The sequence below is a fragment of the Roseivivax lentus genome (assembly GCF_900156805.1).
GTDB lineage: Bacteria > Pseudomonadota > Alphaproteobacteria > Rhodobacterales > Rhodobacteraceae > Roseivivax > Roseivivax lentus.
Genome location: NZ_FTOQ01000014.1, coordinates 1 through 13,133, shown reverse-complemented (window position 1 = coordinate 13,133; position 13,133 = coordinate 1). Strand labels below are relative to the sequence as shown.

Here is a 13,133-nt window from a genome sequence, read left to right as displayed (position 1 = left end):
CTTTTCTGACCCCCCGGAAGCGCAGGCAGGGAGCGTGCCCATGAACCAGCCGAGACTCGCCCCGATCGATCAGTCGAAGCTGCGCGAGACCGTTTATGACGCGCTCCGGCAGGCGTTCACGCGCGGTGAATTCGCCCCGGGCGACGTGGTCAGCCTGCGCGATCTGGCCGAACAGCTGGGCTGTTCGATGACCCCGGTGCGCGAGGCGGTGCGGCGGCTGGTGGCGGAGGGCGCGCTGATCGACACGCCGAGCCGGACGCTGATGGTGCCGCCCTTCGATGCGCGCCGGATCACCGACCTGAAGGCCGCGCGACTGGCGCTCGAGGCGCTGGCGCTCGACGCGGCGATGGCGCGGATGGGGCCGGACGACCTTGCCCCGCTCGAGGCGATGCTGGCCGGGGCGGGGGCCGACGGCGTGCTGCCCGATCTGGAGCTCAACTACGCCTTTCACTTCGCGCTCTACCGGCTCAGCGGGTCGGAAGTGTTGCTGCCGATGATCGAGGCGCTCTGGATGCAATACGGCGCGTATCTGAACCTCGTGATCCGCGAGCAATCGGCGCAGACCCTCGACGAGCACCGCCACCACCACGAGATCCTCGCGGCGCTGAAAGCGGGTGACGGGGCCTCCGCCCGCGCCGCGCTATGCCGCGATATCGAGCGCAGCTTCGCCATTCTCGCCCACCGGATCGACGAGGCCGCCCGCCATGACTGACCCCCGCCCCGACCGCACGCGCCTCGGATCGCTCGACATGGCCCGCACGCTCGTGGGGCTGTGGCAGGTGGCGGACATCGAGAAGGACGGCACCGAGATCGACCCCGAGACCGGCGCGGACCACCTTGCGGCCTATGCCGGCGCAGGTTTCGATACGTTCGACATGGCCGATCATTACGGCAGCGCCGAGATCATCGCCGGGCGGCTTCTGGCCCGGCGGGGAGAGAACGAAAAGCGGCCTCTCGCCTTCACCAAATGGTGCCCGCCACCCGGCCCGATGACGCCCGCAATCGTGCGCGCCGGGGTGGCCGAGCGGCTCGAACGGCTCGGCGTTGACTGCGTCGACCTTCTGCAATTCCACTGGTGGAGCTTTCAGCACCCGGCTTGGCTCGATGCGCTGCACGAGCTGGCCGAGCTGCGCGAGAAGGGGCTGATCGCCGAGCTGGGCGTCACCAATTTCGACGCCGATCACCTGCGCGTGGCGTTGAAGGACGGCGTGCCTCTGGTCTCGAACCAGGTGTCGTTCTCGCTTGTGGACCGGCGCGCGGCGGGGCCGCTCAGCGATCTGGCGCGCGAAACCGGCGTGAAGCTCTTTGCCTATGGCACGCTCTGCGGCGGTTTCCTGTCGGAGCGATGGCTGGGCGCGGAGGACCCCGCGCAGATCGGCGACTGGTCGAAGATGAAATACCGCCGCTTCATCGACACGATCGGCGGCTGGGATGCGTTTCAGGGGCTCCTGCGGGCGGCCTCGGGCATCGCGCGCAAGCATGGCGTGTCGCTGTCGAACGTGGCGACGCGCTGGGTGCTGGAACAGGAGGCCGTGGCCGCCACGATCATCGGCGCGCGGCTCGGGCAAAGCGAACACATGGCCGATAACCTGCGCCTGTTCTCCTTCGCGCTCGATGCCGAGGACCGCGCGGCGCTGGACGCGGCCTTCGCCGGGACCGACCCGGTGCCCGGCGATTGCGGCGATGAATATCGCAGGCCGCCGTTCCTGACCGCCTCGGGGGATCTGTCGCATCACCTCGACCGGATCCCGCTAGCCCATGCCGCCGAGCCCGCCGCGCGCCCCGGCGCGACGCGCGTGCTGACCGGCTCGGAATGGGAGGATATCGCCGGATATGCCCGCGCGCAGCGCGTGGGCGCGCGCGTCTTCGTCTCGGGCACCACGGCCACGGCGGGCCCGTCGCGCAAGGTGGCCGCGGAGGATGCCGGGGCGCAGACGACCTACGTGCTCGACAAGATCCTCGCCGCGCTCTCGGCGCTCGGGGCGCGGGCCGAGGACGTGGTGCGCACCCGCATCTACATCACCGACGAGGCCGATGTCGCCGCGATCTCGCGCGCCCATGGCCGGGTCTTCGGGGCGGTGAAGCCCGCCAATACGCTCGTGGTCGTGGCAGGGCTGATCGGCGGCTACAAGGTCGAGATCGAGGCCGAGGCGGTCATCCCGGAGGCTGACGCCGCGCCGTGAGGCCTCCTCGGAAGGCATGACATGTCATCATTGCGCGCCGGGGCCCGCGCGGCCGGTCGCTCAGGCCTCGCCGGGCGCGGACCGCACCGCACCCGCCCCGACCCGGGTTGGGCCCGGATCGTCCTTCAGCGGCAGGCCGTCCGCCTGCGCAAGCGCGCGCGCCCAATCGCGCGCGCTGCCCGTCGCGCGGGCGATGTCGCCACGGGCAATCCGGGCCACTTGCGGCGCCGCGACGCTGGTGCCCGCGAGCCGCACCCAGGAGCCGCTTCTCGATCCCGCCGACAGCACGCCGCGCCGCACGAAGCTGTCATCGCCCCGCGCCGCCAGATCGGGGCCGTCGCGCGGCGGCTGCGGACCCCCGGGCGTCGGGTTGAGCGGTCCTGCCGCGGAATAATCCGAAAGCACCGCCTCCTGCGCCACGTAGGCCGCCACCACGACGGGCTCCGCGCCGCAGGAAAAGCCGCTCAGCGTGCCGGAGCGCCGGACCGGGCAATCGCTGTCCGGCGGATCGACGGGCAGCGGTGCGCCGAAGCGGTCGAAGCGCACGTAGTCGGGATTGTCGAAAAAGGCCTGACGACCGCCCGGCATCTGGCCGGGCAGCGTCTCGTCGCGGCGGATCCAGACATGGATCGGGTCGTCCGACAGGCCGGGATGGCGCTCGATCTCCAGCCGCCACTGGCCTGCCGGGGCGAGCGCCGTGTCGTCCGTCAGATCGGCGGTCGGATTGATCGACAGCGTCACCAGCCCGCGCCGCGTGTGCCCGCCGACATATTGGTAGGCAAGCCAGGCGATCCTCCGGTTCTCCGCGCCGACAAGCTCGGCATGCGCGCCGGGCTGCGTGTCGATCGTGCCGCACTGACCGGCAGGGGTGTGCACGGTGATGCGGGCGAAGTCGGGCTGCGCATCCTTGGGGCAGGACGGCATCCAGACCTGCACATGGCTCGCCGTGCGGTCGTCGGGCAGCAGGCAGAGATCGAGCGTCACCGGCCCGCTTGCGCCTTCGGGCACCACGCCGTGCAGCTGTTCGAGATTGGCATTCCCGGCCGGCAGGGTCAGCCAGGCCCGCTGTTCCTGCGCGGTCGCGCGCGGGGCATCCGGGCCGAAATAATGATCGAAGAGCGTGGCGAAGATGCCGGTGCCGTCATGCGGCCCGCCGTTATTGCCATAGGAGAAGTTGAAGATCACCGGGGCAGGGGTGCCGTCCTGCCTGCGGAAGCGGCGGGCCTGCCGGACAAGGATGTGGAAGGCCAGGTACAGCAGCGGCACCATGTCGAGCCCGGTCGTGTCCCCGACGATCCGCGAGGGCAGAGCGGCGCAGAGGATCGGATGCTTGGCGTCCTCCTCGGCCATGGGCGCGCCCGCCGCAAGCGCCATGATATGCGTGCCGTGGGACCGGCGCAGCGCCACGGTGGAGAATACCTCTCGCGCGGGATCGAGCTGCCCGGTGCGGCTGTAGAAGAGATCCTCGTCGAGCATGCCGCCGAAGGTGCATTCGGCGAGGATGCGGTCGATCTCCGCCCGCTCCAGCCCGCGCCCGAGGCTCGTATGGCCGCCCGGCACCGGCTCCGCTTCGAAGATATGCGCGTAGTGGATGCGGGTCGCGGTCGCGCCGCGGCGAAAAAGGTCATGCGCGAGCGCGATGCCGTCATCCACGACCGCCTGCACGACCACGTCGTCTGCCACTTCGATCCCGGGCAGGTCCCGGGGCGCCGCGTCCCGGTCGAGAAACCGCGCGGGCGTCTCGGCGCCCAGAAGGACGGAGGCGATGCCCAGGTCCTGGCTGCGATCGTTCAGATGCGCGACCAGCGCGCTGCGGGCGAACAGTGTCACCGGCTGTCGCGGCAGGGAGCGCGCGCGATCTTCCGCGTCATAGGCGGCGGGGATGACGAGGTCCTGCGCAAAGTCCGAAATCCGGGCCGCCAGAGTGTCGATGCTGATCTCCTCGAGCTCGACCAGGACCGACCACCAGATTGTATCGGGCGCCGGTTCCGTATCCGCCCCGGCGCGGCTCAGCCGAAAAAAAGTCACGTGATCGATGATGTCGCCCGCCTGCTCCAGCGGGTTCGGGATCCACTGCGCCATGGTGCGCCCCTATCGTCCGGCTGCCGGCTGCGGGTCGCGCCATTCGTCCAGCGCCTTCTGCCAGAGCCAGTTGAGCGCCGGGGAGGGAGGCGCGTCTCCGCCCGCCTCATGGGTCTCGAAGGTGGCATAGACATGGTCGCCCGTGCCGGCCTCGGGCTGCAGCTTGTCGCCTTTGGCAGCATAGAGCTGGTGCCAGTCGAAATCGTCGTCGGCGTTGAATTTCGGCGCCTTGAGACAGGCGGACGACCAGCCGCCGCCCCGGCACATGGCATGAACATGATCGGCCAGCGTCAGCCCCAGCGCGGCGCCCGCCACGCTGTCGATGGGGAAATGCACGCCGGCCACGGTGCGGTTGGTGGCGATCCGTGCGGCCTGCCGCATCAGCATCTCGCCCCAGTAAGCGTTATCGTGATCGGCATATTGCGGCGCGCCGCTTTCGCGCAGGAGCTTCCACAGAACGCGCGCCATCAGGAAGACCTCGGTCGCATGCCCGCTGGGCAGCGAGCCATGGGTCGGCGTCGCGATCATCGGCTGCACCTGCGGCGAGAACTCGATGGGCCGCTTGACCGCCATCGCGAACTTCGTGCGCTGGATCACCGGCAGGGCAAATCCGAGCGCGGTGTAGAGCAGCTCGATCGTGTGCGGTGTCCGGGCCGGGTCGAGAAAGCCGATCGAGCCGAAGAAGGCCGTGGGCACGCCGATCTGCGACAGGACCTCCGCCCCCCGGTCGGCACGCAGCCGCGCATAGGAGCCGACGAGCCTGAGCTGCGTGACGAGCTGCTCGGTCGTGGGGCCGGTCATCTCGACCATCGGCGCGAAGGTGACCGTGCGGGACTTGCGGTCGCGTTCAGCCGTCTTTCGCCAGAGCGTGGCGGTGGGCAGGCCGTCGTTGATTTCGACGGACAGATCGACGCTTTGACCGAGCTCGGCCTGGAAAATGGCGGCGCGGACGCTGGTCGACAGGCGCGGCAGGTTCTGCGGGCTGTCGGCGAGACCCGGCGCGGGCGCGGGGATATCCGGAATGCGCGCACCCGCGATGCCGTCGCGGTTGGTGATGAGCGCCTCGCCCAGAAGCGGGCTTTCGCCGCCCGGCGCGCCCAGGGCATTGCTGCTGCCAAGCGCGTTCAGCGCATTCAGGGCGTTGAGCGCATTGAGCGCGTTCAAGGCGTTCAGGGCATTCTCGGGACCCATACTCATATCGTACCTCCTGGTGGTTTTCTTGCCGGTTTGCCTAAAGCGGGATCCCGGAGAGTTTCAGCTTTTCCGCCGCCGACCGGCCCAGCTCGTAGCCGCTGCTGGGCGAGTTCTTCAGCCAGCTGCTGACGCGCATGCCGGGATGCAGCCGCATCAGTTCGGCGGCGGTGCGGCGGGCATCCTCCATCTGGTCCGCGCCCGCCTGGGCGATGGCCAGCGTGCGCAGCGTGGAGACATGCGTGCGGTTCAGGCGCAGCGATTCCTTGGCCAGCGTCACCGCGCGGGGGTAATCCTTGGCGGCGATGTTGGCGGCGGCGGCCTGCGCCAGGAAGAAGAAGCGGTGCGGATGCAGCGGCGACAGATGCAGCGCGCGTTCGGTGTCGCGCTTGCCCTCCGCGCCGCGGTCGCGAATGGCCGAGAACATGCCACGCAACGCGAGGCATTGCGCATCGTTCGGGGTGATCGCCAGCGCGGTGTTGTAGCGGCTTTCGGCCTCGTCGAGCCGGTGCGCCAGGTGCGCCAGGACCTGCCCTTCGGAGACCAGGGCGAGCGTGTGATCGGGGTCGATATCCAGCGCCCGCCCGGTGAAGTCGAGGGCCGCGCGGGCTTCGCATTTCGTGTCCTCGGTCCAGCCCTGAACGGCGCGCAGAACGTGCCAGCGCGCGAGCCAGGCCAAGGGCGTCGGATGATCCGGCGCCTTCTCGATCACGTAATCGAGGTAGTTCCGCGCGAGGTTGAACTCCTTCGGCGCGAAGCGGTGCATCAGCCCGACCGCCCCGTGCAGCACACTGAAGAGCTTCAGATCCCTGAGCGCCGAGGACCGGACGCGCCGCACCTCGTTCGTCATGATCGCCCGGCGCACCTGGGCGACGATCCGGCCGACGCATTCGTCATCCTCGATCCAGGCGCGGTCGGCCAGCGCCATCCGGTCCGACCAGAGCACCCGCTGCGACGTGGTCTCGGCGAACTCGACGAGCAGGAGGCTCGAGGTGCCGCGATCGAACACGCTGCCCGAGAGGACGAAATCGGCGTTCAGCATCTGCCCCACGCGCCGCAGGTCGCCCGCGCCCTGGCCAAGCTCCAGCGTGGAGAGCCGCGAGATGACGTTCATGTCTTCCGACCGGCTGATGCCGCCGGCGATCTCGTCGCCGAGATAGGCGCTCACGATCGCGGCGCGGCTGCTGTCGGGCGGCGCCCGGAACGGCAGCACGGCCAGCGTGGGCAGCACATCGCGCGGATCGAGCTGGGGGATGATGCGAAGGGGATGCGCGTAATGCGGCGCACCGGGATCGCGGGACGGGTCCGGCGCCGCGTCGGCGCGCCCGGTCTCTGCGGGGCTACGCGGCGTCGCGGGCGCGATCCCAACCGATGCATGCGCCGCCGCCTGCCCGGGCGCTGCGGGAACGGGGCCCTGCACCAGCTCTCCGTGCAGGACGTAGCCCCGCTTCGGCATGGTCCTCAGCACGCTCCGGTCGGCATCGCCGATGGCGCGGCGGATATCGAGGATGCACTGCGTCAGGCTGTCATCGGTGACCGCGACATCGGGCCAGACCTCGGCGATCAGGTCGTCGCGTGGGCTGAGCGCGCCCAGCCGCCCGATCAGCGCGCGCAGCACCTGCGCCGATTGCGCGCGCAGCACGATCTCGTCGCCCGACGCCGTCAGGATCCGTTCGGTCCCCGGATGATAGGTGGCGCGGCCCAGCCTGATATGTCCCGATACCGTGGTCATGATGTGCGCAGGACAATCCCCGTAAAAAATACTGGCCCCATCAAGAATACCGGCCCCGACATGAACGCGTGCTTGGTGAAAAACGCCGGTCCCGTCCCAGACGCGAGCGCCCTTAGGGGCGCCGGTGTCTCCGTGTCGCAGACACGAATGCGGCCCGGGGCGGTCGGCCCGTTGCTCCGCATGCGGCACCCGAAACGGCTGTTCGACATCGCTCGAACGAAGATTAGGGAAAACCGACGGCAACTGGCTACCGGACGTAGCGTAAACATCATCGGCGCTGCGGCATAGCCCAAACATCACGCCTCCATCCGCAGAAACAGCGCGGCATCACCGTCGCGCACGCAGGATAACGGGCCGAGCGATATGGCTTGCGTGGTCCGCACCGCGCGCGCGGCCATGGTGATGCCGGTCGATCCCAGGCACATGCTGGAGGGCAGCACCGGGTCCTCGACGAGGATGCCGATCCGCTGCGGACAGCCGATGCGGGTCATCACCAGCCAGCCCTTCCGGCCGATCTGAGCTTCGCAGACGCTGTTTTCGACAAGCGGGGAGGGGAACACGCTGACGAGGTCGGTCAATTCCTCGAGCTCGACCAGCAGCCCGTCGATATCCGGCAGGATGGCGGTGCAACCGGCGGGCGCGCCCCAGCCCTTGCTGAGACCGAAGGACAGGCGCGGCGCCAGCGAGGTGCAGAACAGCCAATGCGTCTTGAGCGGCCGGTCGTCGGGGCCGCGCGCGGTGCAGCTATAGGTGGCGCCCACATGCAGCGCCCGCGTGATGCGCACGTCGTCCAGCGTCAGGCGGTGATAGGATTGCCCGGCGAAAAAGCCGGTCTCGTAGCGCCCCGAGGCGCCATGCGCGACCGCGTCCAGCTCGAGCGGCACATCGCGGTAATAGGGAAAGATGCTGACGCCCGTGATCTCCTGCGTCTGCGCGGTCAACAAGTCCATGGCCATCCGCCTGAGAGGTCCGGGCCGCCTGAGAGGTCCGGGGTGTGGCGCGGGCCCGCGCCGTCAGGAAGGAGAGAGGTACACGCGGGCCCGCGCCGTCTGGGGAGACCCGGACACCTTCGCGCAGACGCGCGGGAAAAGACCGAAAGATTTCCGAAACCTTCCCGAATTTCCGAAGGCCCGCGATTTCGTTTTAATTTCGGCAGGCTTTCGGGACCGGAACCCCGCGCCCTGACAGCATGTCCTCACTGTTCCCCGCCATTCAAGGATCGCTCCCGGGGGACAGCGCTCGATCCGAGCATCACAGGGAACAGGATCCGGAGGACAAGACCATGAAAGACCTCGAGACAACCGCACAGGACATCGCCCCCATCAAGAAGGCCTATTACGATGGCCTGATGAAAAAAGCCGATAGCGCGGTCAAGTCCGCGCTGAACGTCCAGAACTGGTCGCCGGTCGACAGCGCCGGGATGGGCGATCTGTTCTGGTACTGGAACAACGCGGCGATCTTCAACACCGCGACGTGGAACCAGTTCGACAACGTCATGCAGTACAATGCGGACGGGTACCTTCAGATCACCGACGGCAGCGCACTGACGACCGGGCTGTTCAACCTCTACACCGCGATGGCCTACGAGCTGACCGCGGCCGACCAGACCGCGCTCAACCAGGCAAACATGAACGCGGCGGGGATCGTTACCACCGTGGTGGCCGACTACACCTCGCTTTTCGGGGCCATTCCCGCGGCGAATTCGGCCACGGCCAGCGCCAAGCTGCTCTATGTCACCGAGCAGATCCTCTCCTGGGGCGCTGACGATCTGACGCTTGCGACCTTCCGCAGCTCGACCAGCCCGACCTCGCTGCTGCCCAATGCGCCGCTCGGCACCGGAAAGCTTATCAGCGACTTCATGACGTACCTGTCGCAGACGGCGGCGGCGGCCACGGTCCAGAACGCGGTCAATTCCTACAATGCGCAAATCGCGCAATGTGCGAGGAACCTCTCCCCGACGCCGGCGGCTGTGAAGCCGGGCTGGATGTCGGCGGCGGATGTCAACGGGACGGCCTCGATCCTGCCGTATCTCAACATCGCGGAGCCCACGAGCACGATCCAGAATGGGCTGCAGGGCACGCAGGGCTTCGAGGTCAACATGACGGTTACCCAGGTGGACCAGACGACCTCCAGCGTTTCGGTCAATGGCGGGGCAGGCGTGTCCGGCTGGATCGACTTCTTTCATCTCGGCGGCAGCGCGGGCGCAAGCTACAACGCGTTCTCCTTCGACCAGAAAGTGACCCAGGTCGACATCACCATGTCCTTCACCGGGGTGACCAAGTTCACGCCGCAACTCTCCGCCAGCGCCTATGACATCAGCAACGGTTCGGGCTGGTGGAACCCGCAGCTGATCAAGCAGGCGGCCAATCACGATCCGAACGTCAGCGGCGTCGCCTTCACCACGCCGCAACCCTACAACTTCGCCGAGAACGGGGATTTCGGGGTGCTCGACGTGCTGGCCATCTCGCAATTGCCGACGATCAAGATGGTCTTCCACAATGCCACCGAAGCGCTGTTCCAGTCGCACTTCCAGCAGCAATCCTCGTGGAGCGTCAGCTTCCTCGGCATTCCGCTGGCCGGCGCATCGCAGAGCTACCAAAGCTCGACCTACCATTACGACAAGACCGCCGGCACGGTGACCGTCACCATGACCCCGCCGCCCGCCGTCATCCCCGGCACCCTGATGACCTCGCAGGCCTACGTGATTGGGGCGAATTGCGCGTGGCCCGGGGCGCAGTAACGACCCGCGTGTAGGTTGTGTTGTCACGAGTGCCGGCCCATCCGATGATCGCGCGCGATCGTCGGGTGGGCGTTTTCACGCCGCTGTCCGCACGGCCTGACCGGCGCCACCGGGCAGGCACCCCCATGTCCCATTCCCCGCAGCTCCGAGGTCCGGCCATGTCCGACCCCTATCGTGCCCTCAAGCAGTCGCTTGTCGCCACCCTGCGGCGATCTGCCGGCATCGGCGGTCCCGGCGCCCGCGCGGTCCTCAAGACCGCGCCCGCGCAGGCGATGGCCGCGGCCCCGGAGGAATTCCTGCCGGTCGATACCTCCGGGGTGGGTGAGTTCCCGTGGGAATGGAACAGCTTCGGGACCTTCAGCGCCGAGACCTGGCACTTCCTCAACACCCTTGCCGCACGCACGTCGGACGACGTGATCGCGCTCAGCGCCGGTCTGACCACCCGGTATTTCAACCTGATCAGCGCCACCGCCTATCTCTGGACGGATCAGGACCGGGCGGAGCTGGAACAGCACCTGACCGCCGCCGCGCAGGCGCGCAGCCAGCTCGTCACCAGCTACCAGTCGCTGTTCGCGCCGATCAGCCCCACGGACAAGGCGGCTGCGGCAGCGGCCCTCGGGCGCGGACCGCTCAGCAACGTGGACTACGTGGTCGAGTACCGGATCGCCTATGAATGGAGCGGCCGGCAGGCGCAGGGACTGCCGCCCCTCGACGCCGCCGGGATCCGCGCGGCCTGGCTCGACAGCCTCTTCGCGCAGGCGCCGGCCTCGGCGCCGCCCGCGCTGCTTCCGCCCTTGCGCGCCGCGCTCAAACACGAGGCGGACTGGGCCGCGCGCATCGACGCGCTGTGGAACACCTCCCATTCGATCCGCAAAGCCGCCGGGAACACCCACGCGCCCGATCCGGGCAACGAGAGCGGCATGTACACGGTCGACCGCAGCGGCGTGAACGCGGTGCGGCACAGCTTTTCCGTCGCGCCCTCGGTCAACGCGATCCGGGCCGATCTGTCAGCGGCCAATGTCCTCGAGATGTCCTTTTCCGCCCAAAGCGCCCCCGGCGGCACGGCGCTCGTGGCGGCCCCGGGTGCGGCGCCGTCGCACGTTCCCGCCTCGGTGGTCGCGCTGACCGATGCCCAGGGCGCCGAGCGGTCGCTCTTTTCCCATGACGGCGCGGGAGACAAGGCCGAGATCCGCGTGCAATATCACGGACCGGCGGAGATCACGCTGGACCTCGCGCCCTTCGAGGCGGATCGGGCGACCGGCTGGTTCTTCGACACGCCGATCCGGCAGGCCGCCGCCAACCACGCCCAGGGCCTGCCTGCGGGATACCAGTTCCAGGTGCCCGTGGGGCCGGTTGCCGGCACCGCCTTCGGCTTCCTGAAATCGCTGCTTGTCTGCCGCGAGGTGACGCTGCGGGTGGTCTATCCCGACGGCGACCTGCACCGCCTGTCGCAAAGCGTGCCCACCGGGGCCGGGGTCAGCGCGACGCTTCTGGGGCAGATGCGAGTGACCGATCAGGCGCAGCGTCCGGTGACCGCCCGGGTCGAACCGGACCCCGGGACCGGCGCGCCGAGCCTCGTTCTGAACGCCGGGGCGCAGGGCCAACCCGGCACGCCCGGACCGCTCGCCCACGTGATCGGCGCCCGTATCGCGCGGCCCTTCGCGGAGGCCGCGCCCGTCCTGTCGCAGAGGCTTCAGACGCCGCGCCTGTTCGCCACGGCGCAGGCGAGGGTCGCGCCGCAGGCCGCCGCGCCCGCAGCCATGCCGTTGCCCAAGTCCCAGCCGCGCCCCGCCGATCCTCTCGTCGCGGCTTATGAGAACGTCTTCGGCACGATCCCGGCGGCGCAACTGTCCCGGCCGGGACCGGCGGCGAAGCGCGACTTCATCCTCACCGAAGTGCTCGGCGCCGAGTGGAGCGGACGGCGGCGCGCGGGCCGACCGCCGCTAAGCCTCGCCGAGATGCGCGAGGCGGCCAATCTGCGCAGCCTCTTTCCGGACATGCCGCTCGAGGGCGCGGCCCTCCTGACCGAGTTGCACGATGACCTGGCGCGCGGAGGCTGACATGAACCGCAACACCCCGTCCGCCGCGTCTCGCCCGCGGCCCTCATGGCACTCGGGCGGCATCTCGCATCCCCTGCCTCCGGCGTCCGTCGCAACCCGACCAGGCCGGATCGGGGGGGCTGTGCAGCCAAGCAGGGCGCGCGCCCTCATGAAGTGTGTTGCAGAAATCCTCATACCCGCAAAAAGCGAAACAAAGCCCGTTGTGCGATTCCGGCCCGCGGATAACGTTTACCCCACGGCAGCGCGAGGGTTCGCCTGCGAAGCGCCGCGTATTTCGAACGATCCGGGTGAGAGCCTGGTGGTTATTGATGATATGGTCATGGCGTGTTTCGGCAGAGATGCTTGGCAATGCCCTGGCCCGATTTGAAGGGCGACGCGACATGACCATGGCATTTTCCCGGTTCTCGGCGATCGGAGCCTCCCGAGACGCGCATGGCGAAGACCGGTCCGTCGCCAAATCTATCGACCGGGCCCGTCTTTTCGTCCTGCAGGCCTGTCTGCTGTTCTGCAAGGCGCTGTTTCTCTGGCTCGTCCTCTCTGTCCCGGCGCAGGCGCAGTACACCAATTGCCCTTCGCCGGGGGCGCCGACATCCGTGACAGATACGCTCGCGCTAAACCTGACCGATAACGATTGCGACTATTCAACCAACGTACCAGTCAGCGACGAAAACGAAGATTTTATACTCATCCAGAACGTCGACAGCGCTGGAAATACCAATTTCTTCAATTTCGATGGCGGCGACGATGCGAGACTGCTTACCTTTTCGGTGAACGGGAACCCTGTATCGTCAGGTGGATCGGTAACCCTCGATTGCAGCGCGGGCTGTTCCGTCACGGGGACCCACGGGGCGACCGCGATCAACTTTACCTACACCTATTCAGGCGGCACCGGCACCATTGGCACGCCTCCGCCCCCCGAACCCGAGATCGCGGTGAGTTCGTCGGAAAGCGGCGCGCTCACCGATGGCGGGACGGACGCCCAGGGCAGCGAGCCCGCGGGGATGGCGAAATCCGTCACCTACACGGTCACGAACTCGGGCACGGCGGCCTTGACCATCGCGCAGGCGGTGAGCGCGGCCCCGAGCAACGTCACGGTCAATTCGATCTCGGCGCCGGGCAGCCTGACGGTCGCGCCGGGCGGCGGC

Annotated in this window: 9 protein-coding genes; 5 read left to right on the top strand and 4 right to left on the bottom strand. The window is 68.4% G+C overall.

The features are described from left to right. Positions 1-40 precede the first annotated feature (40 nt). Together BW990_RS16720 and BW990_RS16715 are read left to right on the top strand one after the other, a co-directional pair. Positions 41-712, top strand: a complete 672-nt coding sequence (locus tag BW990_RS16720; RefSeq protein ID WP_076449824.1) for a GntR family transcriptional regulator — start codon at positions 41-43, stop codon at positions 710-712. Continuing rightward, the gene (locus tag BW990_RS16715; protein WP_076449822.1) at positions 705-2,183 is read left to right on the top strand and encodes an aldo/keto reductase; all 1,479 of its coding nucleotides are present in this window, start codon (positions 705-707) and stop codon (positions 2,181-2,183) included. The genes BW990_RS16720 and BW990_RS16715 overlap by 8 nt, the downstream gene beginning before the upstream one ends. Positions 2,184-2,243: 60 nt before the next feature. Here the strand turns inward: BW990_RS16715 and BW990_RS16710 are convergent, their stop codons facing one another. The 4 genes from BW990_RS16710 to BW990_RS16695 all read right to left on the bottom strand — a co-directional run bounded on the left by BW990_RS16710 (position 2,244) and on the right by BW990_RS16695 (position 8,138). After that, on the bottom strand, positions 2,244-4,265 hold the full coding sequence (locus tag BW990_RS16710; RefSeq protein ID WP_076449820.1) for a S8/S53 family peptidase: 2,022 nt from the start codon (positions 4,263-4,265) through the stop codon (positions 2,244-2,246). A 9-nt stretch (positions 4,266-4,274) separates the two neighbouring features. Beyond that, positions 4,275-5,462 carry a phosphatase PAP2 family protein gene (locus BW990_RS16705; protein WP_083950684.1) on the bottom strand — a complete coding sequence of 396 codons (1,188 nt, stop codon included), beginning with the start codon at positions 5,460-5,462 and terminating at the stop codon, positions 4,275-4,277. 34 nt (positions 5,463-5,496) lie between these two features. Further along, positions 5,497-7,188, bottom strand: coding sequence for a winged helix-turn-helix domain-containing tetratricopeptide repeat protein (locus BW990_RS16700; RefSeq protein WP_076449816.1), 1,692 nt, complete (start codon positions 7,186-7,188; stop codon positions 5,497-5,499). A gap of 296 nt (positions 7,189-7,484) precedes the next feature. Further along, on the bottom strand, positions 7,485-8,138 hold the full coding sequence (locus BW990_RS16695; RefSeq protein WP_076449814.1) for a hypothetical protein: 654 nt from the start codon (positions 8,136-8,138) through the stop codon (positions 7,485-7,487). Between the two features lie 332 nt (positions 8,139-8,470). Here BW990_RS16695 and BW990_RS16690 point away from each other — a divergent pair, with 332 nt between their 5' ends. The 3 genes from BW990_RS16690 to BW990_RS16680 all read left to right on the top strand — a co-directional run. Further along, positions 8,471-9,928, top strand: a complete 1,458-nt coding sequence (locus tag BW990_RS16690; protein WP_076449812.1) for a hypothetical protein — start codon at positions 8,471-8,473, stop codon at positions 9,926-9,928. A 158-nt stretch (positions 9,929-10,086) separates the two neighbouring features. After that, positions 10,087-11,988, top strand: a complete 1,902-nt coding sequence (locus BW990_RS16685) for a hypothetical protein (RefSeq protein WP_076449810.1) — start codon at positions 10,087-10,089, stop codon at positions 11,986-11,988. A 380-nt stretch (positions 11,989-12,368) separates the two neighbouring features. After that, positions 12,369-13,133, top strand: a 765-nt coding sequence (locus BW990_RS16680) for a hypothetical protein (protein WP_143526257.1), incomplete at its 3' end; no start/stop codon positions are given.

Coding starts and splice junctions, on each gene's coding strand:
- BW990_RS16690 (WP_076449812.1), top strand. CDS start 8,471: ATGAAAGACCTCGAGACAACCGCACAGGACATCGCCCCCATCAAGAAG.
- BW990_RS16700 (WP_076449816.1), bottom strand. CDS start 7,188: ATGACCACGGTATCGGGACATATCAGGCTGGGCCGCGCCACCTATCAT.
- BW990_RS16705 (WP_083950684.1), bottom strand. CDS start 5,462: ATGAGTATGGGTCCCGAGAATGCCCTGAACGCCTTGAACGCGCTCAAT.
- BW990_RS16685 (WP_076449810.1), top strand. CDS start 10,087: ATGTCCGACCCCTATCGTGCCCTCAAGCAGTCGCTTGTCGCCACCCTG.
- BW990_RS16695 (WP_076449814.1), bottom strand. CDS start 8,138: ATGGACTTGTTGACCGCGCAGACGCAGGAGATCACGGGCGTCAGCATC.
- BW990_RS16720 (WP_076449824.1), top strand. CDS start 41: ATGAACCAGCCGAGACTCGCCCCGATCGATCAGTCGAAGCTGCGCGAG.
- BW990_RS16710 (WP_076449820.1), bottom strand. CDS start 4,265: ATGGCGCAGTGGATCCCGAACCCGCTGGAGCAGGCGGGCGACATCATC.
- BW990_RS16715 (WP_076449822.1), top strand. CDS start 705: ATGACTGACCCCCGCCCCGACCGCACGCGCCTCGGATCGCTCGACATG.